At 62.3% G+C, this 22439-nt stretch carries 21 protein-coding genes; 9 read left to right on the top strand and 12 right to left on the bottom strand.

Annotated features, from left to right (window positions below; translation table 11 throughout):
* The first annotated feature begins 113 nt into the window (after positions 1-113).
* The 5 genes from NPX02_RS03390 to yidD are packed head-to-tail and all read left to right on the top strand — an operon-like array spanning position 114 to position 3316.
* Positions 114-989 (top strand): metal ABC transporter solute-binding protein, Zn/Mn family, encoded by an 876-nt coding sequence (locus NPX02_RS03390; protein WP_260291804.1) that lies wholly within the window; start codon positions 114-116, stop codon positions 987-989.
* Positions 986-1717, top strand: a complete 732-nt coding sequence (locus NPX02_RS03385; protein ID WP_260291802.1) for a metal ABC transporter ATP-binding protein — start codon at positions 986-988, stop codon at positions 1715-1717. Before NPX02_RS03390 ends, NPX02_RS03385 begins: the two co-directional genes overlap by 4 nt.
* A 12-nt stretch (positions 1718-1729) precedes the next feature.
* Positions 1730-2584: a metal ABC transporter permease gene (locus NPX02_RS03380; RefSeq protein ID WP_260291801.1), complete on the top strand. Its 855-nt coding sequence runs from the start codon at positions 1730-1732 to the stop codon at positions 2582-2584.
* Positions 2581-3048 (top strand): transcriptional repressor, encoded by a 468-nt coding sequence (locus NPX02_RS03375; RefSeq protein ID WP_260291799.1) that lies wholly within the window; start codon positions 2581-2583, stop codon positions 3046-3048. The genes NPX02_RS03380 and NPX02_RS03375 overlap by 4 nt, the downstream gene beginning before the upstream one ends.
* A gap of 34 nt (positions 3049-3082) precedes the next feature.
* Positions 3083-3316 (top strand): membrane protein insertion efficiency factor YidD, encoded by a 234-nt coding sequence (yidD, locus tag NPX02_RS03370; RefSeq protein WP_260291798.1) that lies wholly within the window; start codon positions 3083-3085, stop codon positions 3314-3316.
* A gap of 129 nt (positions 3317-3445) precedes the next feature.
* Here the strand turns inward: yidD and NPX02_RS03365 are convergent, their stop codons facing one another.
* Positions 3446-4891 carry a glyceraldehyde-3-phosphate dehydrogenase gene (locus tag NPX02_RS03365; RefSeq protein WP_260291796.1) on the bottom strand — a complete coding sequence of 482 codons (1446 nt, stop codon included), beginning with the start codon at positions 4889-4891 and terminating at the stop codon, positions 3446-3448.
* Positions 4892-5197: 306 nt separating this feature from the next.
* Between NPX02_RS03365 and NPX02_RS03360 the strand changes: the two genes are divergently transcribed.
* The gene (locus tag NPX02_RS03360) at positions 5198-5623 is read left to right on the top strand and encodes a hypothetical protein (RefSeq protein WP_260291795.1); all 426 of its coding nucleotides are present in this window, start codon (positions 5198-5200) and stop codon (positions 5621-5623) included.
* Positions 5624-5682: 59 nt separating this feature from the next.
* Here NPX02_RS03360 and phbB read toward each other — a convergent pair whose 3' ends face one another.
* Positions 5683-6405, bottom strand: coding sequence for an acetoacetyl-CoA reductase (gene phbB, locus NPX02_RS03355; RefSeq protein WP_260291794.1), 723 nt, complete (start codon positions 6403-6405; stop codon positions 5683-5685).
* 356 nt (positions 6406-6761) lie between these two features.
* Between phbB and NPX02_RS03350 the strand changes: the two genes are divergently transcribed.
* Positions 6762-7454 (top strand): hypothetical protein, encoded by a 693-nt coding sequence (locus NPX02_RS03350; RefSeq protein ID WP_260291793.1) that lies wholly within the window; start codon positions 6762-6764, stop codon positions 7452-7454.
* 249 nt (positions 7455-7703) lie between these two features.
* Here the strand turns inward: NPX02_RS03350 and NPX02_RS03345 are convergent, their stop codons facing one another.
* The 4 genes from NPX02_RS03345 to NPX02_RS03330 all read right to left on the bottom strand — a co-directional run bounded on the left by NPX02_RS03345 (position 7704) and on the right by NPX02_RS03330 (position 12358).
* Positions 7704-8402 carry an exonuclease domain-containing protein gene (locus tag NPX02_RS03345; RefSeq protein ID WP_260291792.1) on the bottom strand — a complete coding sequence of 233 codons (699 nt, stop codon included), beginning with the start codon at positions 8400-8402 and terminating at the stop codon, positions 7704-7706.
* A gap of 3 nt (positions 8403-8405) precedes the next feature.
* Positions 8406-10262 (bottom strand): putative nucleotidyltransferase substrate binding domain-containing protein, encoded by a 1857-nt coding sequence (locus NPX02_RS03340; protein WP_260291791.1) that lies wholly within the window; start codon positions 10260-10262, stop codon positions 8406-8408.
* Positions 10263-10333: 71 nt separating this feature from the next.
* Complete coding sequence (locus NPX02_RS03335; protein ID WP_260291790.1) at positions 10334-12079, bottom strand: sodium:solute symporter family protein; 1746 nt, start codon at positions 12077-12079, stop codon at positions 10334-10336.
* A gap of 15 nt (positions 12080-12094) precedes the next feature.
* A complete protein-coding gene (locus NPX02_RS03330; RefSeq protein ID WP_260291789.1) occupies positions 12095-12358 on the bottom strand; it encodes a DUF4212 domain-containing protein in 264 nt (87 codons plus the stop codon).
* 365 nt (positions 12359-12723) lie between these two features.
* Here NPX02_RS03330 and NPX02_RS03325 point away from each other — a divergent pair, with 365 nt between their 5' ends.
* Both NPX02_RS03325 and NPX02_RS03320 read left to right on the top strand, forming a co-directional pair.
* A complete protein-coding gene (locus NPX02_RS03325; RefSeq protein WP_260291788.1) occupies positions 12724-13818 on the top strand; it encodes an SO_0444 family Cu/Zn efflux transporter in 1095 nt (364 codons plus the stop codon).
* A gap of 161 nt (positions 13819-13979) precedes the next feature.
* The gene (locus tag NPX02_RS03320) at positions 13980-15023 is read left to right on the top strand and encodes a GDP-D-glucose phosphorylase 1 family protein (protein ID WP_260291787.1); all 1044 of its coding nucleotides are present in this window, start codon (positions 13980-13982) and stop codon (positions 15021-15023) included.
* 406 nt (positions 15024-15429) lie between these two features.
* Here NPX02_RS03320 and NPX02_RS03315 read toward each other — a convergent pair whose 3' ends face one another.
* From NPX02_RS03315 to NPX02_RS03290, 6 genes are all read right to left on the bottom strand, one after another.
* Positions 15430-16770: a sigma-54-dependent transcriptional regulator gene (locus tag NPX02_RS03315; RefSeq protein WP_260291786.1), complete on the bottom strand. Its 1341-nt coding sequence runs from the start codon at positions 16768-16770 to the stop codon at positions 15430-15432.
* Positions 16767-18635, bottom strand: coding sequence for a sensor histidine kinase (locus tag NPX02_RS03310; protein WP_260291785.1), 1869 nt, complete (start codon positions 18633-18635; stop codon positions 16767-16769). The genes NPX02_RS03315 and NPX02_RS03310 overlap by 4 nt, the downstream gene beginning before the upstream one ends.
* Positions 18636-18879: 244 nt before the next feature.
* Positions 18880-19605 carry an ABC transporter ATP-binding protein gene (locus NPX02_RS03305; protein WP_260291784.1) on the bottom strand — a complete coding sequence of 242 codons (726 nt, stop codon included), beginning with the start codon at positions 19603-19605 and terminating at the stop codon, positions 18880-18882.
* A 126-nt stretch (positions 19606-19731) separates the two neighbouring features.
* The gene (locus tag NPX02_RS03300) at positions 19732-20493 is read right to left on the bottom strand and encodes an ABC transporter ATP-binding protein (RefSeq protein ID WP_260291783.1); all 762 of its coding nucleotides are present in this window, start codon (positions 20491-20493) and stop codon (positions 19732-19734) included.
* Between the two features lie 2 nt (positions 20494-20495).
* Positions 20496-21479 carry a branched-chain amino acid ABC transporter permease gene (locus tag NPX02_RS03295; RefSeq protein ID WP_260291782.1) on the bottom strand — a complete coding sequence of 328 codons (984 nt, stop codon included), beginning with the start codon at positions 21477-21479 and terminating at the stop codon, positions 20496-20498.
* A 22-nt stretch (positions 21480-21501) separates the two neighbouring features.
* Entirely contained in the window at positions 21502-22368 is an 867-nt protein-coding gene (locus NPX02_RS03290) for a branched-chain amino acid ABC transporter permease (RefSeq protein WP_260291781.1), read from the bottom strand.
* Between the last annotated feature and the right edge of the window lie 71 nt (positions 22369-22439).

The following is a 22439-nucleotide window of genomic DNA, read 5'->3' as shown; positions in this document are numbered from 1 at the left end:
CCTGATAGTGCGTTAATTAACTGCATGGTAACGGATATTGGGCCTCGGGTGTCCCCATTACTTATGTTATGTGATAACATAACACTTCTATTCAACTGCCCCCTGTCTCGTCCATGCATTTGACCATACGAAGCCTGCTGCTGCCGCTGTTGTTTATCTTCGCCACGGCGGTCTGCGCCGAACCCCTGTCGGTTTATGTCAGTATCCTGCCGCAGAAATTTATCGCGGAGCGACTCGGTGGAGAACATGTGCGGGTTTCGGTACTGGTGGGGCCGGGCCAGAGCGCGGAAACCTACGAGCCGTTGCCCAGGCAGATGGCGGGGCTCTCGCGGGCGGCGCTGTTTTATCGCATTGGTGTCCCGTTTGAGGATGTGCTGATCGACAGTATCAAGAGTGCCAATCCGCAGATGGCCCTGCTGGATGCCCGGGAAGGGGTGGCCCTGCGCGAGATGGAGTCGGCCGGTGAACATCATGCTGATGCGGATCATGGGCATGCGGAAGACGGGGATGATCCGCATATCTGGCTCGCGCCGGCCAATGTGCGGATCATGATCGGGCATCTGCGGGACCGGCTGATTGCACTGGATCCGGCGCACGCCGACCGCTACCGGGAGAATCACGCCCGCTTCGATCAGGAGCTGATCGCCCTTGAGCAGGAGATCCGGGAGCTGTTGGGTCCGCTGAATGGGCGCCGCTTCATGGTGTTCCACCCCTCCTGGGGCTACTTTGCCGACGCCTTTGGCCTGCAGCAGCTGCCCATCGAGAGTGAGGGCAAGGAGCCGGGCGCGCGTACCCTGAAACGTCTGGTCGATCAGGCCCGGGCCGAGGAGATCAAGGTGATCTTTGTCCAGCAGCAGTTCGCCCAGAGTCAGGCCGCGGCGCTGGCCGCCGCCATCGGCGGGCGGCTGGTGACCCTGGATCCGCTGGCCGAGTCCTATCTGGATAACCTGCGGCAGGTCGCCAGGGCTATCGACGAGGCATATCGATGAGCGCCCCGTCGGTGGTATCGCTTAGCAATGTCTCGTTCTCCTACGGGGGACCCCGCGTGCTGGACGGCGTGAACCTGGAGGTCGAAGAGCATGAGTTTCTCGGCATCGTCGGCCCCAACGCGGGAGGCAAGAGCACCCTGCTGAAGCTGATGCTGGGTCTGCTGGAGCCGCTCAGGGGCGAGGTGCGGGTACTGGGTAAGCCGCCCCAGCGCAGTCGCACCCAGGTCGGCTATGTGCCCCAGTACCCCCAGTTCAGCCGCGACTTCCCGATCACCGTGGAACAGACGGTGATGATGGGCCGGCTGGGCATGTCGGGCCTGTTCGGCAACTACCGCCGCCACGATCGCGCGGTGGCGCGCCAGGCGATGGCCGAGACCGAGGTGCTGGATCTGGCCGCCCGCCAGCTCTGCACCCTGTCGGGAGGGCAGTTGCAGCGGGTGCTGGTGGCGCGCGCCCTGGCCTGCGAACCGCGCATCCTGATGCTGGATGAGCCGACGGCGAATATCGATATGCGTGTCGAGACCGAGATTTTCGACCTGCTGAAGCGCTTCAACAAGCGCATGACCATTATCGTGGTCTCCCACGATATCGGTTTCATCTCCGGCTACGTGAACCGGGTTGCCTGCCTCAACCGTACCCTGATCTGCCACCACACCGCCGCCATCGACGGCGACACCATCCGCTCGCTCTACGATGCCGATGTGAAGATGGTGGAGCACCGGCACTGAAGGGGGCGACTCATGATGGAATTTTTTAGCGCACTCTGGGAACACCCCTTTCTGCAGCACGCGCTGATCGGTGGCCTGCTGGCGAGTATCGGCTGCGGCATCATCGGCAGCTATGTGGTGGTCAAGCGGATCGGTTTCCTGGCGGGGGGGATCTCCCACAGCGTCCTGGGCGGCATGGGGGCCGCCTTTTTCCTCGGCATGAGCCCGCTGGGTGGGGCGCTGGTCGCCGCCGTGGTCGCGGCACTGCTGATCGGCTGGGTGCGGCTCACCTGGCATGAACAGGAAGATACCCTGATCGGTGCCCTGTGGGCGGTCGGCATGGCGATCGGTATCCTGTTCATCTCCAAGACGCCGGGCTACAGCGTCAGCCTGATGAGCTATCTTTTTGGTAATATCCTGATGGTGAATCCGGCCGATATCTGGATGATGGCGGGTATCGATCTGCTCATCCTGTTGACGGTTGCGCTCTGCTACCAGCAGTTTCTCGCCGTCTCCTTCGATGAAGAGTTTGCCCGGCTGCGCGGCGTGCCGGTCACCTTTTTCTATCTGCTGCTGCTCTGCATGGTGGCGGTGACCGTGGTGTTGCTGATTCAGGTGGTGGGGCTGATCCTGGTGATTGCGCTGTTGACGCTGCCGGCGGCGATTGCCGCGCATTATGTGCGCAGCCTCGGTAAAATGATGTTGTTGGCGACCCTGCTGGGCGCCCTGTTCACCGTGCTGGGCCTGGGCATCTCCTATGCGCCGGATCTGCCGGCCGGTGCGACGATTATCCTGGTGGCCGGGACCAGCTATCTGGTCTCGCTGTTGTTTACCACGGCCAGGAAGCGCAGGGAGCTGCGCAGACAGCTGCTACGGGCGGTGCAATGAAACCGGGTTCATGTCATACCGAGTGTCAACAGGTGCTGCATCTGGCCGAGCGGCTCTGCGAGGGGCGTGGCGCGCGCCTGACGCCGCAGCGCCGCCAAGTCCTGGAGATCCTCTGCGCCAGCCCGAAACCGCTGGGGGCCTACGATATCCTGGATCTGTTGAAGCAGGGTGTGCCGGCCGCCAAACCACCGACGGTCTATCGGGCGCTGGAGTTCCTGTTGCAACAGGGCCTGGTGCACCGCATCGAATCGCTCAACGCCTATGTCGGCTGCATACATCCGGACCATCCCCACGCCAGCCAGTTTCTGATCTGCCGTGACTGTGGCGAGGTGCGGGAGCTGGAGAGCCGGAGTGTCGAGCGCACCCTGGGAAGCGCCCTGCGGGCGTGCGGTTTCAAGGCCGACTCCCGGGTGGTCGAGGTGACCGGCCGCTGCCTGCGCTGCAGCGAGCAGGGGACGCCATGAACCTGAAAAACGCTGTTGAAGTGCGGAATTTTGGATGAAGCGCCTGGTGCTGCAACTGCTCAAGGGCTACAGCTATCTGATCAGCCCGCTGCTGGGCAACAACTGCCGCTACTACCCCAGTTGCTCGGCCTACACCCGCGAGGCGGTGGAGCTCCACGGCGTGCTGCGCGGCCTGTGGCTGGGCACCCGGCGCATCCTGCGCTGCCACCCGTTCCACGAGGGGGGCTACGACCCGGTGCCCGACTCGGAGTGCCGGCACAAGCACTGATACCGATCGGCAACATGGGCAACCACGGGGGTTGCCCCTATGCCCGTCCCTGGCCCCTCCGGCATAACCCCCTCCCTGGACAAAAAAAGCCGGCCACGGGGGCCGGCTCGGGTTGCCTGAAGCGGGGGATCAGGCGGGTAAATTGATCAGCTTGAGTCCGGTCATCTCCTGCATCACCCGGATCACCTGGTTGCTGTAGCCGGCCTCGTTGTCGTACCAGACATAGAGCACGGCGCGGTTGCCTTCGACGATGGTGGCGGCGGAGTCGACGATGCCGGCCTCGGTGGAGCCGACCAGGTCGCTGGAAACCAGCTCGGTGGAGGTGGTGTAGCCGATCTGCTCGCGCAGCCCGGAGTTCAGCGACGCATCCCGCAGCAGGCCATTCAGCTCCGCCACGCTGATCTCGCGGCCCAGGTTCAGGTTCATCAGCGCCATGGAGACGTTGGGGGTGGGCACGCGTATGGCGTTGCCGGTCAGCTTGCCGGACAGCTCCGGCAGTGCCTTGGCCACCGCCTTGGCGGCACCGGTGGAGGTGATCACCATGTTGAGCGGGGCGCTGCGACCGCGCCGTTCCGCCTTGTGGTAGTTGTCGATCAGGTTCTGGTCGTTGGTGTAGGCGTGGATGGTCTCCAGGTGGCCGTTGTTGATGCCCAGGGTGTCGTTGAGCACCTTGAGCACCGGCACAATGGCGTTGGTGGTACAGGAGGCGGCGCAGAGGATTTTATCGTCCGGGCTGATCTCGTCGTGGTTCACGCCGTAGACGATGTTTTTGATCTCGCCCTTGGCCGGTGCGGTCAGCAGCACCTTGGCGGTGCCTTTCGATTTGAGGTGCAGCCCCAGGCCGGCCTCGTCCTTCCAGATGCCGGTGTTGTCGACCACCAGGGCGTTGTTGATGCCGTAGCGGGTGTAGTCGATGGAATCGGGGGAATCGGCGTAGATCACCTGGATGTAGTTGCCGTTGGCGATGATCGCGTTGTTCGCTTCGTCGATGACGATGGAGCCGTTGAACGGGCCGTGTACCGAGTCGCGGCGCAGCAGGCTGGCGCGCTTCTTCAAGTCGCCCTCGCGGCCGCCGCGCACCACGATGGCACGCAGGCGCATCTTGTTGCCGGCGCCGGTGCGTTCGATCAGCAGGCGGGCGAGCAGCCGGCCGATGCGACCGAAGCCGTACAGCACTACGTCCTGCGGGCCGGGCAGGGGGCTCTTCCTGCCGGTGTTGATGTCGCTCAGCTGCTGCTCCAGGAACGCCGACATGCCGAGGCGATCCGCCTGTTCCAGGTAGGCGCTGCAGAGTTTGCCGAGGTCCAGGCGGGCCGGCGCCAGGTCCATGCCGGCAATCGCTTCGAGCATTTCGAAGGACTTGGCGATGTCCAGCTCCGCGCCGACCATCTGGCGGGCGTAGCGATGAGCCTTGAGGATGTCGATGGTGGTGGCGTTCATCAGGCGCCGGCCGTACATCAGGATCACCAGGCCCTGGTCACGATACAGTTTCCCCACCAGTGGAATCATCTGCTCGGCCAGATTCTGGCGCTCTTTCCACTCATTCAGGTACTGCTCACTTGCATTCAAGCTCATATTTCTACCCCGTCTCTAGGAGTCCGTTTTTTTAGATAAAAGAAGAGTTTACTGCCTGGTAACAACTGCGGTGTGCGCGGATCATAGCAGAAAATGCGTGCTTTGTGCGGTGCAAAAGAAAAAATATGAGAAAATAATTGGATGTTTGTACTAATTCTCTCATTTTCCTCTATATACTGTTGCGGGGAGGCGTGCCGCCGCGGTTTTCCCGGTTTGGTCTATGCTTGGATAACCTGTGTATGCTGAATTACTGGAGTGGGGTCCGGGTTCAGGTGCCGGTTCCTCACTGGAGGGATGAAAATGGGTATGTTGGATAGATGGTTTGGTGGGATGAAGGAGTACCCGCCACTGGCCGCGGACAGTGAGGCGCAACACCACCTGGAGGAAATCAGTCCGCAACTGGAGGGGCTGGTCGGCGAAGTGCGGGACCCGCTGGAGGTGGTTCCGGCTGACCACGAGGCATTCGTCTTTATCGGCAAGCCGCCGAAGCGCTTCGGACTCGCCTGGATTCATGACGGCAAGGTGAGCAGTTTCCAGAATCTGGTCGAAGAACGGCACCTGACACCGGAAAAGAGCGAACAGATGATCGAAGAGCTCCGGGATGCCTATGAGCGTGCCGCTGAGGCACGCCGTTATAGCGCCAAGGTGGGCAAACGCAAGATCACGGTCACACCCTCACCGGTGCTGGAGCAAGCCGTGCATGAGATCATAGATCACACCAGGTCGCCGTAGCGGAGGGTGTGTCCACGGGCGTCTGGATCCGCCAGGCGCCCGTGGGAGACTCCCGGAGGTCAGTACATGTGCTGGCCGCCATTGATGGAGAGGGTTGAGCCGGTAACGAAACCGGCGGCGTCCGAGACCAGGAACAGTACCGCGCGTGCGATGTCCTCCGGCTGCCCCAGCCGGCCGACCGGGATGGTGCGGATGATCTTCTGCAGCACCTCTTCCGGCACGGCCCGGACCATGTCGGTTTCGACGTAGCCGGGTGCGATGGCATTGACGGTAATCCCCTTGGTCGCGCCCTCCAGGGCCAGCGCCTTGGTGAAGCCGTGGATGCCGGATTTGGCGGCGGCATAGTTGACCTGTCCGTACTGGCCCGCCTGGCCGTTCACCGAACCGATATTGACAATGCGTCCGAAATTGCGCTGACGCATGCCTTCAATCACACAGCGGCAGGTGTTGAAGCAGGAGGCGAGATTGGTCTGTATCACCCTGTCCCACTGCTCAAAGCTCATCTTGTGCAGGGTGCCGTCGCGGGTAATGCCCGCGTTGTTGACCAGCACCTCGACCGGGCCGGTAGAGGACTCGATCGCGCGGATGCCACTGGCCACCTGATCGAAGTCGCTCACATCGAACTTGAAGGCCGGTATGCCGGTGCGCTCGGTGAATCCGGCGGCGGCCTGTTCGTTGCCGCCATAGTTGGCCACCACCTGATAGCCGTGCTCTTTCATGGCGACACAGATTGCCTCACCTATGCCTCTGGTGCCGCCCGTTACCAATGCTACTCGCCCCATGATTTACTCCTTGTCGATACTATTGGATTGTCAGATGCCGCTACTCCTGAGGCATCACGCGCCCATCGCGATCCCTGCGGCCTTCAGAACTGTGCCCCTGCCTCGGTTTACACCCATTCTGTTAAATCGTGCCGGTTATCGGTTGGGGTTAGGGTGATGGTTATCTCGACACGACTCACTAACAATACTAACGAAAAATCCGCGCTTGTGAACGACGATCAAAATAGTAGCGTATTCTAATATATAGTTATTGATCCAGTAGTTGCCATTTGCGGGTAAATCACGTGAAATAGCCCGCTTGGCCAAGCCCGACAGGCGCCTGGCCCAACCATAAAATCAGCGGACCGCACAACTCAATGAAATTTCTCTCCCTCTTTCATATCGCGTTGGTCATTATCTTCGCCGCCCTCAACGGCATCATGCTCTATCTGTTCATGCTGCAGCTCCCCTATGGCGTGGACCCGTTCCTGTTCAGCATCGCTTCCTGGGACAAACTGAGTCCGCAGATCGTTTATGTCTCCGTGATCTGTGCCGTGATCGCGGTGGCCGGGGCGGTGCTGGTGCAGCGCTTGCCGGAGGCGTGGAAGAATCGCCTGCTGTATGCGCGCAAGCTCTATCCCCATCCCGCCAGCGACGTCTTTCTGACCAGCCGGAAGCAGCCCTTTGAGTCGCGCGATCTGCAGGCCAGGTTTCCGCGGGTCAAGGATTCCGGCTTTAGCCGTAAGGTGCAGACCGAGGTGTGGTTCGAGACCTACCGGCGGCATAACGCCAAGCCGGTGGTGCTGAATACCCGGATTCATTGGGACATGCTGCGGGACGTCTATATCCTCAGCATCTATTTTCTTGGCTTCTTCCTGATCGGCTGGATCATCAACATGGGTGTTCCGTTTCAGATAGTTTCCATCTACCTGTTCCTGTACGGCACCCAGACCCTGTTTCTGCTGTTTGCCGCGCGTCGCACCGGCTTCCGCATGGTCGATAACGTGCTGGCAGTGGAGTTGGGGATGGAGGAGGAACGCGGTAAGCCGCTGGGAAAAGGGCGTAATTGATGACCTTGCTATGGCCAGCCGTAGGGGCAGGCCCCTGTGCCTGCCCTGGCTGATCGGCGGCCCGTCGATCCGGGCAACCACGGGGGGTTGCCCCTACGCCCTTCTTGATATTGTCCGTCCATCCGAAATTCCGCGTCCTGATTGACCCTGGCGTGCTTGGCGTTTCGGCGAGTGTAATGCAGCTTTCCCGGGCCGGGGCTGGGAAGCGCGCAGGATGCAGTCCGGCCCACTTATGGGTAAAGGGTAGACCTAGCTAACGACGATCAGATCCTTCAGTCGCGGCGGTTTGCGGCTGCTGCGATAGGCCACCTGGGCCAGAAACAGCTCCCCCGCCGCCAGGGCGTCGGTCAGGGCGTTATGCGCGGGATAGCGCGGCAGCCCGTAGCGGGCTCGCGCCTTGGCCAGGCGCAGGTCGCCTGAGCGGATCGCCTGGTCGCGCATCCTGAACTGCCGCACCTCCAGTGCCAGGGTATCCACCACCGGGCAGAGAAACGGGTACCCATAAAGATTGCGGCAGGCGTGATTGAGGAACTCGTACTCGATGGCGGCGTGATGGGCCAGCAGCGCCTTGCCCTTGAGGGCACGCAGAATCACCGGCAACACCTCCTCCAGCGGCTGCGCCTCGGCGGCCTCGTCGTCCAGGATGCCGTGCACCACGGCCGAGGCCTCGGGGATGTCCACGGTGGGTCTGATCAGGATGTGCGTGGCATCGCCCAACACCAGGCGGTCGCCCCTGACGGTGGCGTAGCCGACACTCAGGATCTGGTCCTGGCTGGCCTCAAGTCCAGTGGTTTCGAAATCGATCGCCAGGTAGTCCGCCTGGCGCCAGTCGATATCCCGGTCGGGAAAGGGGGTTTCGTAATAGTCGCGCAACGGGCCATCCGGCATCTTGCGGGTCCACCAGTTTCTGCGCTCCTCCAGGTTGAAGAGGTACTTCCAGATCGACACCGACTACCTCAGGTATCGCTGGCTGAGGACACTCTGCATGGTGCGGACGACCGAAAAGGCGTCCTTCAGATGGCTGCGCTCGAAGTGGGAGAGGTCGTCGGGTGACATATAGTGGTTGGGGGCCTCGCCCGCCTTGATCTGCCGGGCCTGATGACGGATCCGCAGGGAGCTGACGAACTCCAGGGCGTCGCGCAGGTCATGGGCCCCGCCGTGGGAGACCTCGCCGCCGCTGGCGACCTCCTTGAGCCGGTCCTGGGTGTTGATGGCGTGGCTGCCGGCGGCCAGGGCGTAGACCCGGGCCAGATCGACAATGGGTACGATGCCGTTGTGTTTCAGGTCGAAGGTGTGGTCATGTTCGCCGCCACTGATCAGGACGAAATTGCGGAAGAATCCCAGGGGTGGCTTGAAGCTCAGGGCGTTGCCGGCCATGTAGGCCAGGAAGATCTGGTTGCCCCGGGTCTTGGCGAGGAGGTACTCGCGCAGTTGGCGGAACAGGTTTTTTTCGCCATGGATGCAGCGCAGGTCGAAAAAGACGCAGGTCAGCATCAGCGCCTTCGGTTCCGGCTGCTCGATCCAGTGGTTGAAGTAACGCTTCCAGCCGGCCAGGGGCTGGCGCCACTTGTCGGTGACGGCCATCATCTCGCCCGGACAATAGATATAGCCGCAGGCATTGAGGCCGTCGCAGACAAAGCCGGCCAGCGCCTTGAAATACTCGCCGTGCGCCCTTGAGTCATAGGCGTCATCCATTACCAGGCAGTTGTCCTGGTCGGATTTCGCGGTCTGTTCGCTGCGTGCCTGGGAACCGGCGGCAACCCAGGCATAGGGCACCGGCGGCGGGCCGAACCGCTCCTCCGCCAGCTGCAGCAGGCGCACGGTGATGGCGTCGACCACCGCGGTGATGACGTGACCGATACTGTTGGCGGTGGCGTCGGCGGCGGCGAGATTCTGTAGCAGTTGGGGGATTCGGCCACTGATGGCGGCCAGTCCCTGCACCTCGTGCTGCTTGTAGACGGAGCTGACCAGATAGACCGCCGAGGTGGTATGGCGCTCGGCAAAATCGGTGGCGGTCAGCATGCCGGCCACCTTGCCCTGGCGCAGTATCGGCAGGTGATGGAAATTGTTCCGGGCCATGTGCAGCATGGCCTCGAAGGCGTAATTGTTGGCCTCCAGGGTATGCGGATCGGTGGTCATGATGTGGCTGATCGGCAGGCTGGTGTCGAGGCCCTTGGCCACCACGCGGCGTCGCAGGTCGCGGTCGGTGACAATGCCCACCAGCTGCTCCCCCTCGGTGATCATGATCGAGGAGACCCGTTCATCGGACATCACCGTGGCGGTATCCCGGATCGATGCATCGGGCGGCATGCTGATCGGCGCACGGCTGATCATGTCGCCGATCTGGGTGGTCATCAGGCCGAGGTGGGAGCTGCCGTCCTCACCGGTGTTGCTGATGGCATCGCGCAGGCGGCCGCCGCCGGCCGGCTCGAAGAAGTAGGAGAACTGCGGCTGCTCCTTGCAGAGCCGGTCCACCTCCGCGGCCGGCAGCAGATAGACCAGGCTGTCCTCCATGGCGGTGCCCTGGAACTCCGCATGCCCCTCCATGTGCGAGGCGCGGTAACCGAACAGGTCGCCTTCACCCAGCCGGGCCAGCAGTTCGTCCTGGGTGCCGTGGATCTCCACCGCGCCGCTGCGCACCAGATAGAGATAATCATCGATACTGCCGGCGTCGGGAATGATCGAGCCGCGCCGGAAATAGCGCACCTGCAGCAGCGCCGGCACCTGATTGATCGCCGGTTCCGGGAGTTGGTTGAAGGGGTGATGGGCGGAGAGGAAGTCCCGTATCTCTATCAGTTCGATTTCCATGTTCTGTTCCAGGACAAAAAAAGGGCCTGCACGAGGCAGGCCCTATCTTACATCACATTTAACTTATGTGATTAGTGGTCGGTAGCGGCACCTGCGCCCCGGGGGGTACGGATGTCCTCGACCATGTGCTGGATATGCTCGGGTGGTTCCGCGGTCACCTTGGATACCAGGATCGCCGAGGCGAAGTTCAGCATGGCACCGACGGCACCGAACGCCTCCGGTGAGATGCCGAGGAACCAGTTGTCCGCGGTGTTGGCCGCCATGGCGGTGCCCGGGACGAAGAACCAGCCCTTGAACCAGAAGATATAGATCAGGGTGCTACCCAGACCGACCAGCATGCCCGTGACCGCGCCGACGTTATTAACGCGCTTGTTGAAGATACCCATCATCAACGCCGGGAAGATCGACGAGGCGGCCAGACCGAAGGCCAGTGCCACCACCTGGGCCGCGAAGCCGGGGGGGTGCAGGCCGAAGTAACCGGCCACGCCGATGGCGCCCGCCATCGCGACACGCGCCGCCATCAGCTCGCCCTTCTCCGTGATGTTGGGGTTGAAAATACCCTTCAACAGGTCATGGGAAATGGAGGAGGCGATGGCCAGCAACAGGCCGGCCGCGGTGGAGAGCGCCGCCGCCAGACCACCGGCTGCCACCAGGGCGATTACCCAGTTCGGCAGACCAGCGATCTCGGGGTTGGCCAGTACCATGATGTCGCGGTCAACCGTCAGCTCGTTTGCGGTACCCGCAAACTTGGGACCACGATACTCGACGCGGCCGTTGCTGTTCTTGTCCTCGAACTTCAGCAAGCCGGTCTTCTCCCAGTTCTTGAACCACTGCGGACGCGCCTCGTACTCCAGGGAGCCGTCAGCCGCCGCCACCGAGCCGGGCTGTACCGTGTTGGCCAGGTTCAGCATGGCCATGGAACCGACCGCCGGAGCGGTGGTATAGAGGATGCTGATGAACACCAGCGCCCAGCCAGCGGATGAGCGGGCATCCTTGACCCGGGGTACGGTGAAGAAGCGGATGATGACGTGGGGCAGGCCCGCGGTACCGATCATCAGGGAGAAGGTGTAGAGCACCATGTTCAGGGTATTGGTCTTCTGCGCGGTGTATTGCGTAAAGCCGAGGTCCACGATGGTCTGGTCCAGCTTCATCAGCAACGGGGTACCGTCGGCCACGGTGCTGCTGAACATGCCCAACTGTGGAATCGGGTTACCGGTCAACTGCAGCGAGATGAAGATAGCGGGGATGGTGTAGGCCATGATCAGCACGCAGTACTGGGCGATCTGGGTATAGGTGATACCCTTCATGCCGCCAAGCACCGCGTAGAAGAAGACGATCGCCATGCCCGTGAACAGGCCGGTGGCGAAGTCCACTTCGAGGAAGCGGGAGAAGGCCACGCCGATACCCTTCATCTGGCCGATTACGTAGGTCAGTGAAGCCACGATCAGACAGATCACCGCCACGATGCGCGCGGTCTGGGAGTAGTAGCGGTCACCGATGAACTCCGGCACGGTGAACTTGCCGAACTTACGCAGGTAAGGGGCCAGCAGCATGGCCAGCAGCACGTAGCCACCGGTCCAGCCCATGAGGAACAGGGAGGCGTCATAGCCCTGGAAGGCGATCAGGCCCGCCATGGAGATGAACGAGGCGGCCGACATCCAGTCCGCGGCGGTGGCCATGCCGTTGGCGACCGGGTGGACGCCGCGGCCGGCCGCGTAGAATTCACCGGTTGTACTTGCGCGTGCCCATATGGCGATGCCGATATAGAGTGCGAAGGTCAGACCGACGACGATAAAAGTTAATGTTTGCAGTTCCATTAATCGAACCCCTTATTAGTCTTCGTGAACGTCAAACTGACGGTCCAGCTGATTCATTTTGTAGGCGTAGAAGAAGATCAACACCAGGAATACGATCATGGAACCCTGTTGTGCGAACCAGAATCCAAGGTCAGTGCCACCGATCTTGATGCCGGACAGTGCGGGGCGAAGGATGATACCGAAACCGTACGAACATACGGCCCAGATCACCAGAGAGATCGAGATGAGTCTGACGTTGGCCTTCCAGTAGGCCATGCCAGACGTGGTTTCTGTACTCATTGTTTAAGTCCTCCGGATTATTAATTTAGTACGCGCTCGCTCGACACCCATGACCCGGTCAACTACGGATGCATCCCGACCGTGGCACGATGAGTCGAATTCCATCTGATTTACAGAACTGGGAATCCTCCCCTGGCGACCGCGCTTCATTCTGCATGATTTAAGCCAGAAAATACAATTCCTATTTTTATCAATTGGATAGTGGCGGCAGGGTAATTGGCGATGCCCTCGAAAAGCGGTTTTCTGTTACCTCAGGTAGCGTTCCTGCGTGGTGTCTGGGGTGTTACCTGTTACTGAAGGTAACACTCGGTGGGGTATCACGCTGGTACTGTCCCGGGCGGGCAACGGGGTTATAATCCAGCGTAATGAGTAGCTTTTTCGATAACAGCCTGGCCCTGGCCCTGGAGTCCGCTCCCTGGCTCCTGTTCGGCCTGATTGCCGCCGGGTTGATTCGTGCCTGGCTGCCGGTGCACCTGGCGGGGCGGGTGTTGGGCGGCCGGGGGCTTGCCCCGGTCCTGCGCGCGGCCTTGGTGGGTGCCCCCTTGCCCCTCTGCTCCTGCAGTACCCTGCCGGCGGCGATGTCGCTGCGCCGGGCCGGTGCGTCCAAGGCATCCACCACCTCCTTTCTAATCGCCACCCCCGAGACGGGTGTCGATTCGGTGGCCCTCTCCTGGGTGCTGCTCGGTCCCGTGCTGGCGATCATCCGGCCGCTGGCGGCGATTGTTTCGGCGGTGGCCGCCGGACTGCTGGTGGGTCGTCTGGAGGGCGCGGACAGCCAGGCGCCAATCCCGCCCACCGCGGCGGCGCCTGCCTGCTGCGGCTGTAGCGTCGAACCGGACCCGGCCGGGGAGCCGCTCACGCCGCCGCGGGATGGGGCCTGGCGGCGGACCCTTGAGGGATTGCGCTATGCCTTCACCGACCTGCTGGACGATCTGGCACTGTGGCTGTTGCTGGGGCTGCTGGCGGCCGGCCTGGTGGTGACCCTGGTGCCGCCCAATCTGTTGAGCGGATGGGGCAGCGGCTTCTTCGCCATGCTGCTGATCCTGCTGATTTCGGTGCCGATGTATGTCTGCGCCACCGCCAGTACCCCGCTGGCCCACGCCATGCTGTTTGCCGGGGTCTCCCCCGGTACCGTACTGGTGTTCCTGTTGGCCGGGCCGGCCAGTAATATAGCCGGACTGGTGCTGGTGCGGCGTGAGCTGGGCGGCAAGGCCCTGGCGGCCTACCTGTTCGGGATCGGCGGTATCAGCATCCTGCTCGGGTTGACGCTGGATGCGGCGGTGGCCGGGCTGGGGGTCGATCTGCTCTCCGGACTGGCGCGGGTGGGTGAGGGCGAAGATACCGTTCCGCTGACCCTCTCCATGCCGAGTCTGCTGATTCTGCTGATGCTGTCGATCCGGCCGCTACGCCGTTACCTGGCGCGCGGCAAGGTGCGGGAAGACGGTAGCTGCTGCGGTTAGTTTTATCCCAGCTGTCGATGCCGGCTGTGGGAAATCGCCGGCCGCCAATGAGCGCGGATAAACGCGCCGGAAATAAGGGCCAGGGCTTTGTTCGATCCCTTCCAGGGGCCTTCACCGGGCCACCCGCTTGGCGGGTGGCTGATAATTTTTGATGGAGTGTGATGAGTAACGCTTTTTTTGCCACGTCCAGGGACTACCAGGCGGCCTTCAGCAGCGGCCTGCGGGAGATGCTTAGCGGCTACGATGAACTGGGTGTGTTCATCCTGGTGCAGGCCAATGCCATGATCGATCCGCTGATTTGGGACGAGTTGTCCGGGCCGCTGCGACAGAAGTTTGAACGGCTCTCCGCCCTGCATACCGATTCCCGGCAGGGGGGCTTCCTGGATGATGCGAAGGATGACCGGCGGGTGTTTTCGCGGTTGATGGAGATCGGGTTCGATGCGATAACGCCGATCCGGCTGCGCCGCGAGGGGTCCTGGGAGCTGCAGCTCAATCCGCTGCGTGCGTTGCGCCCGCCGCGTATGACAGAGCGTCGGGTGGCGGGGCCCTCGGCCCCGTTCAATCCCGACGACTTCCATTTCGCCAAACCCTTTCTGCGCAAGGAGATCTTCTGGCGCGGTGCGTTGGAGGGGCGGGATGTGTCACTGCTTTACAACAAATTCCCCTTTGTCCGGCTGTTGGGCCTGCTGGTGCCGGAGGCGCGTGCGGGACGGCCGCAGTTCCTGCAACAGGCCGACCATGAATACATCTGGCGGGTGGCGGCCGCGCTGCGGCCGGGGCTGCCCGGGGTCGGGATCGGCTACAACAGTTACGGTGCCTGCGCCTCGGTCAATCATCTCCATTTTCACCTGTTCGTGCGCGACGAGGCGTTGCCGATCGCAGCCGCTCACTGGTCGCATAACGGTGGCCGGGAGGACTATCCGGCGACCTGCGCCCGGTTCGATGACGCGCAGGAGGCGTGGCGCTATATTCGGGAGCTGCACGGGCGCAAGGTCCCCTACAACCTGATCGCCTATCCCGGTACGCTCTACTGCCTGCCGCGCGCCCCCCAGGGGGGCCGGGAGCTGCCGGAATGGAGCGGCGGCTATGGCTGGTACGAAATGGCCGGCGGCTGCGTGCCGCTGGGCGAGGCGCATTACCGGCAGCTCGATGAACGGCAACTGAGCGATGAGCTGCGGGCGGTCCGGAGTACTATTTCAATATGATAACGTACTTTTGTCGGGTGATGGGTAAGCGACAGCGCATGCCATCCCCAGGTAGGTAAACGGTATATGGCATCCTCGGCTCCGTAAACGGTACATCCTTGTACCACTCCTCAGCGCGGCAATGGTGGATGCGCCTACCGGCTTATCCACCCTACCAAACCCAATAGTTGCATTAATCATGGCCCAATGATTTATTTCACCCTGTTATCCGCCGGATGAAATAGACATGTTGCATGGTTTCCTGGAATGTACCGTTGGTGAAGTCCGGAATTGCACCCGTAGGAGCGGCGCCCCGCCGCGATTCCGGCCCGGGGGCAGGCCTCCTACAGGTCGATTTTTGCAATGATTGGGTGAACGGTTGCGATGCAGAGATCCGTGTTTATCCGTGTGCATCCGTGGTTCACTCCTAGGGCACCTCGATACCGTAACTCCGGATCCGGGCATTCAGCGTGGGCCGGGATATGTTCAGGATCTGCGCCGCCCGTTTCTTTTCATAACCGGTAAAGTGGAGGATGTTTTCGATGTGCTCCTTCTCCACCTCCTGGATACTCTTGATCAGCAGCGGCAGCCGTTTCTGCGGTGAACTCTCCTCCAGCTGCAGGGTCTCCGGCAGCAGGATGTCACTGGGGGAGAGCAGCACCGCCCGGCGCAGGGCGTTTTCCAGTTCGCGCACATTGCCCGGCCAGGGGTAACGCTTCAACTGCTGCATGGTCTCTTCCGGGATCATCTCCACCGAGCGCCCCAGCTCGCGGCGGATCTTCTCCAGGAAATACTGCACCAGCAGCGGGATATCCTCCTGGCGCTCGCGCAGGGTGGGCAGCTCGATGGTCACCACCTTGAGCCGGTAGTAGAGATCCTGGCGGAACGCGCCCTGACTGACCAGGGCCGCCAGGTCCTTGTTGCTGGCGGTGATGATGCGCACATCGGCCTTGATGGTCTCATTGCCGCCCACCCGTTCAAATTCACGCTCCTGCAGGAAGCGCAGCAGCTTGAGCTGGATGTCCGGCGAGATCTCCGAGATCTCATCCAGGAACAGGGTACCGCCCTGGGCCAGTTCGAACTTGCCCAGCTTCTGCTTGATGGCGCCGGTGAAGGCCCCCTTTTCGTGCCCGAACAGCTCGCTCTCCAGGACGTTGGGGGCGAGCGAGGAGCAGACCAGGGGGATGAACGGGTGGTTGCGGTACTGGCCGTTGAAATGGATCGCCCGGGCCACCATCTCCTTGCCGGTGCCGCTCTCGCCATACAGCAGTACCGAGGCGCGGTTGTCGGCCACCGCACCGATGGTCTTGTAGACCGCCTTCATGCTCTTGCTGCGGCCGACGATGACGTTGGGCTGAAAGGCGCACTCGGTGGTGTCGCAGAAGGGAATGCCGCTCTTCGCCAGGCTGGCCATGTCGCTGATCTTGGTGATCACCTCGTCCAGTTGGTCCAGATCCAGCGGTTTGCCCAGGTGATCGATGGCCCCCAGCCGGATCGCCTCGATGGCGGTATGCATATCGTCATAGGCGGTGATCATCACCACCGGCAGGCCCGGCTTCTTGCGCTTGATCTGCTGCAGCGCCTCGAAACCGTCCAGTTTCGGCAGCCGCAGGTCGAGCAGCACCATATCCACCGGTTCCTGCAGCGCCAGCTCCACGCCGCGCAGGCCGTCCTCCGCCGTCAGCACCTCGAAACCCTCCTCGATCAGGTGCAGTTCCAGGGTGCGGCGGATAGCGCGGTCATCGTCCACTATCAGGGCTTTTTTCATCTCACAGTCTCGTTTTGCTCGCGTGGGCCATGCTCATGTGGACCACGCTCATGTGGGCCATCCAGGGGCAACAACAGGGTAAAGCAGGTCTTCTCGCCGGGTGCGCTATCCACGGTGATGCTCCCCTGGTGGCGCAGCACGATACCCTGCAGGGTCGGCAGCCCCAGGCCGCCACCGGAGACCTTGGTGGTGTAGAAGGGGTCGAAAATCTTGTCCACGTCGGCAGCGGCGATCCCCTGGCCGTTATCGATCACCTGCAGTGACAGGAAGGGGCGGTGGCGGCGCAGGATCAGGGTCAGTTCGCGGAAACCGTCGCACTCCTCCAGCGCCTCGATGGCATTGGAGACCAGGTTCAGGATCACCTGCTCGATCTGCTCCGGGTCACAGACCACTGTGAGTTCCTCCCTGAGCTGCAGTTCGGTGCGGATCCCGGCCTCCCTGAAGCGCTGGGCGAACAGCTGCATCACCCGCTGGATGATCGGGTTGAGGCTGGTCTGTTCCAGTCGCAGGGGGCGGGCGCGGGCGAAATCCATAACATCGTTGACCAGCCGGTTGAGGCGCAGAATCTCCTCCTCGACAATGCTGAAATGCTCCTGCAGCGGCCCCTCCGGCCGGGTGCGCTTGCGAATCATCTGGATGTTCATGCGGATGGCCGAGAGGGGATTGCGGATCTCGTGGGCCAGGCCGAGCGCCAGGTGGCCGACCGCGGCCAGTTTCTGCGACGAGAGCAGTTCGTCAAAGGTCGACTCCAGCCGCCCGCGCGCGTCGGCCAGGTCCTGGGTGCGGCGGTCCACCTGGATCGCCAGGATGTGGTTCCACGAGAGCAGGGCGCTGAGCAGGATGAAGGTGCCGGTGAAAATGATCACCACCAGGGTGCCGGAGTAGCGCTTCTGCTGCTGCATGAAGGAGGAGAGCAGGGCCTCCACCTCCCGGGTCGGGGTGGCCACGCCGAGGGTCCAAAGGCGGTCCTCGATGCGCACCGGCTGATAGCCTACCAGCTTGCTGACCGACTTGTTGGGATCCGCCGGGTCGACGAAATCGTAGCTGCCGGTCCCCGGTTGGCCATCCTGCATGGAGAGCAGCAGGTTGTAGAGTTTCGGCCAGCGCGGCAGGAAGGTCTCCTCGAAGCCTTTGTCGGTGACCCGGCCCAGCGGGTCCACCAGCACCGACTGCTGATTGTTGTCCACCAGCCAGGCAAAGCCGTGTTCGCCGATGGTGACCGACAGTACCTGGCGCTGGGCCAGCTTGTCGAAGTTCAGGGTGAACATGGCGACGCCGTTGAAGGTGCCGCGGCTGCTGTAGATCCCCTGGGCCACGATCAGCGCCTTGTCGCCCCGGTTCTGTCCCCCTTCCAGGCGCATGAAGGGCGACAGGTACATCTTGCCCGGCCGGCCCTCGTCCCGCGCCCAGCGGAAGTAGTTGCGCCAGGCGTAATTGCGCCCCAGGGTGTATTCATCGGCGGGGCTGATGGCGACCACCGTGCCCGACTCGTCGAACACCACCAGGTCGATGATATCGGTCTCCTGCAGGCTCTCGTACATCCGCACCAGGCTGCCACTCAGCAGTTGCGCCCGCTCCCGGGTGACCCCGTCCTCCTCGAACAGGCTGGCCACCAGGCTCAGGTTGCGGCGGAAGGTGGCGAAGGTCTCCTCGATGGAGTGGGCCGCCTGCTCGGCCAGGATCAGCTGCTGGTGGTTGTACTGTTCGAAGAAGCGCTGCTGCGCCTCCTGGCGGACTGCATTGGTGGTCTGCAGGATGCCGATCAGGGCGGCGGTGCTGACCCCCACCAGCAGGCAGATGGCCACCCACAGCCAGAACGGCTTGCGCAGGGTGATGGTGGAGAAGAGTCGGCTGATCGGGTGCATAGCGGTACCGCCATTCTACACAGATTGTTTTTTGCCGCGCCAGCTAACCGCTTCCAAGCTATTCGCCTGGGGTCGGCCGCTTGATCACCTCCAGGTACTTGTTTGAACGCTACGCCCGGGGATCGCCAGGGGTCGGAGTCGGGCCGTCCTGGCGATTCGGCAATACCCCGGCCGGTGCACGGCCCGACTCCGACCCCTTTTTCGAGTGAAACGAACCGCATCACACGCGCCGCCGGCCCTTGGTTCACACCCCCAGGTACTGCTTGTGCAGCTCGGGATTCTCCATCAGCTCCCGCGAGCGACCGTGATACACCACCTCGCCTTTGCTGATGATGTAGTTGCGGTCGCAGATCGGCAGCAGGGCGTTGATGTCCTTGTCGACGATGATGGAGGCGATCCCGGTCGACTTGATATGGCGAATCACCACCCAGATCTCCAGGCGGATCAGCGGCGCCAGTCCCTCGGTGGCCTCGTCGAGGATGATCAGATCCGGGTTGGTCATCAGGGCGCGGGCGATGGTCAGCATCTGCTGCTCGCCGCCGGAGAGCTGGTTACCCATGTGGGTGAGCCGCTGGCCGAGGCGCGGAAACAGCTCCAGGACCCGCTTCAGGGTCCATTCGTCGCGACCGTCCGGGCCGCTGCGCGCCGCCATGGTGAGGTTCTCCAGCACGCTCAGGTTGGGGAAGATGCCGCGGTCCTCGGGTACGAAGGCGATCCCCTGACGGATGATCTGGTGCGGTTTGAGCCGGGTGGCCTCCCGGCCGCGGATGCGGATGCGTCCCTCCCGCGGCGGCGTCAGGCCGATCAGCGAGCGCAGGGTGGTGGTCTTGCCCATGCCGTTGCGTCCCATCAGACTGACCGTCTCCCCCGCCTCGATACGGAGGTCGATACCGCGCAGGATATGGCTGTCGCCGTAATAGGTGTGCAGCCCCTCGGCCTGCAGCAGCGGTGTTGTGGAGCCTGTGTTCATCCTGAAAACCTCGGTTGGATGCGGCGGAGTGTGCGCACCGCCAACGTGAAGCTGGACGTGGCTGGAAATGCGATCAATAACATGAGCTTTGATCCTGTGTGTAGCGGTTAACCGAGGTTTTCAGGATCATGCCACCTCCTCGTCGGCATGGCCGAGATAGGCGTCCTGTACCGCCTGACTGTTGCGTATCTGTTCGACGCTGCCGGTCTCCAGTTCGGCCCCGTCCACCATCACCGTGATCCGGTCGGCCAGTGAGAACACCGCGTCCATGTCGTGCTCGATCAGGATCAGGGTCTGCTCTCTGGCCAGCTCCCTGAGCAGCGCGGTCACCTGTTGCGACTCCTCGCTCCCCATGCCGGCCAAAGGCTCATCCAGCAGCAGCAGTTCCGGCTCGGTGGCCAGCATCATGGCGATCTCCAGCTGGCGCTGCTCGCCGTAACTCATGGTGCCGGCGATCTGGTTGCGCTTGCCGGCGAGACCGCACAGCTGCAGCGCGTGATCGGCCCGCCGGTGCACCATGCGCAGGTGCCTGGCCGGGCGGAAGAAGCGCATCGAGGTGATCAGGCAGGACTGGGCGCCGATCCAGCAGTTCTGGAAACAGGAGAATCCCGGCAGGATATTGGTCTTCTGGAAGCTGCGGCCGATGCCGATCCGCGAGATCTTCTCCGGCCGCGCATCGGTGATGTCATAGCCCTTGAAACTGATGCGCCCGCTGCTCGGCTGCAGTTCGCCGGAGAGCAGGTTGATCAGGGTGGTCTTGCCGGCACCATTGGGACCGAGAATGGCGTGCACCTTGCCGCGCTCGAACTCCAGCGAGACATCGTCGGTCGCCTTGAGGCCGCCGAAATTTTTGCACAGGTGCTCGGTGCGCAGAATGATCTCAGGCATGGTTATCCCTCCCTCCCGCCGGGCGCTCTGGAGGAGAAGCGGTTGCTGATGCTGAAAATGAGTCCGGCGATACCGTTGGGCAGGAACAGCACCACAAAGATGATGATGGCGCCCATGATCAGCTTCCAGTGTTCGGTGAACTCGGGCAGGAAATCCTGCAGCAGCACCACGATGAAGGTGCCGATCACCGGCCCGAACAGGGTCCCCATGCCACCGAGGATGACCATCATGATGGCCATGCCCGACTCGTGCCAGCCCAGGTAGGCGGGGGTGACGAAGTTGGTGTGCGCCGCCTCCAGGAAGCCCGCCAGCCCGGCGATGGTGCCGGCGATGACGAAGCTGACCAGTTTGTAGTGGGGGGTGGAGTAGCCGAGTGCCCGGACCCGTTGCTCGTTGGCCTTGATGGCGATCAGCACATGGCCGAACGGGGCGCGCAGGATCATGCTGAGGAACAGGTAGACCCCCACCAGCCAGGCCAGCACGAAGTAGTAGAAGTGGTGCTCGTTGTCCAGATCCACCAGTTGCCGGGTGGCTAGGGTGATCTGCGGCTTGTTGAGCATGAAGATGCCGTCATCCCCGCCGAAATGGGGCGACTCGAAGAAGAAGTAGAAGAACATCTGGGCAAAGGCCAGGGTCAGCATGATGAAGTAGACGCCGGAGGTGCGGATGCAGAGCCAGCCCACCAGCAAGGCGGCCACTCCGGTCAGCGACAGGGTCAGGGTCAGTGACCACCAGTAGTTGATCTGCTCCAGATTGCCGAACAGGATTGCCAGCAGATAGGCGCCGATGCCGAAAAAGGCGGCGTGGCCGAAACTCACCAGGCCGGTGAAGCCGATCAGCAGATCCAGGCTGATGGTGAAGATCGAGAGGATCATGATCTTGGTTACCAGGCCGGTGTAGAACGAGCTGCCGACCACCGGGAACAGCAGCAACAGCAGCAGACAGAGGCAGAGAAAAACAATAATGGGGCGGGTAACGGTATGCATGGATGACCTCGTTGACGGAGCACTAGACCTTGCCGAACAGCCCCTGCGGGCGCCAGAACAGAACCGCGGCCATCAGGGCGTAGACCACCATGCTTGCCATCTCAGGTAACAGCACCTTGCCGAAGGTGTCGGCCAGGCCGATCAGCAGGGCACCGATAAACGCCCCCTTGATGGAGCCGATGCCGCCGATCACCACCACCACGAAGGAGATGATCAGGATGTTGTCGCCGATGCCCGGATAGACGCTGTTCACCGGCGCCGCCAGCATGCCGGCAAAGGCGGCCAGGGTGGCACCCAGGCTGAAGACGATGGCGAACAGCCAGTTGATGTTGATGCCCAGGGCCTGCACCATCTCGCGGTTGCTGGCACCGGCGCGGATGGTCATGCCCAGGCGGGTCTTTTGGATCACCCAGTACATGGCCACCGCCAGGGTGATGCAGGCGCCGGAGATGAATAGTCGGTAGACCGGGTAGGCCTGGTTCGCGGTCAGCTGGATCGAGCCGCGCAGCAGCTCGGGGATCGGCACGCTGTGCACATCGTTGCCCCAGAAGATGCTCTGCAGTTCATTGGCGATCAGGATCAGCGCGTAAGTGAGCAGCACCTGGTAGAGGTGGTCGCGCCGGTACAGATAGGAGATGGCCAGTCGTTCGACCGCGTAACCGAACAGGATGCTCAGCGGGATCGCCAGCAGGATGCCGGTGAACAGGTTGCCGGTGATACCGGTCAGCCAGTAACAGAGATAGGCGCCGATCATGTAGAAGGCGCCGTGGGCCAGGTTGATGATCCCCATGATACCGAAGATCAGGGTCAGTCCGCTGGCCATGAGAAACAGCAGGAAGCCGTACTGAATCCCGTTCAGCAGCTGGATGAGATAGAAAGAGATCTCCATGGGGCCTCTGGTGGTTAGGGGAGGTGGAACATGCCTGGCGGCAGTGGTTGCCGCCAGGCATCGGGTTACCG

Origin of the sequence: Sedimenticola hydrogenitrophicus (assembly GCF_025175675.1) — a bacterium.
Taxonomy (GTDB): domain Bacteria; phylum Pseudomonadota; class Gammaproteobacteria; order Chromatiales; family Chromatiaceae; genus Sedimenticola; species Sedimenticola hydrogenitrophicus.
Note: the sequence above shows the minus strand (reverse complement) of the source record. Positions and strands in the feature narration are given on the sequence as shown.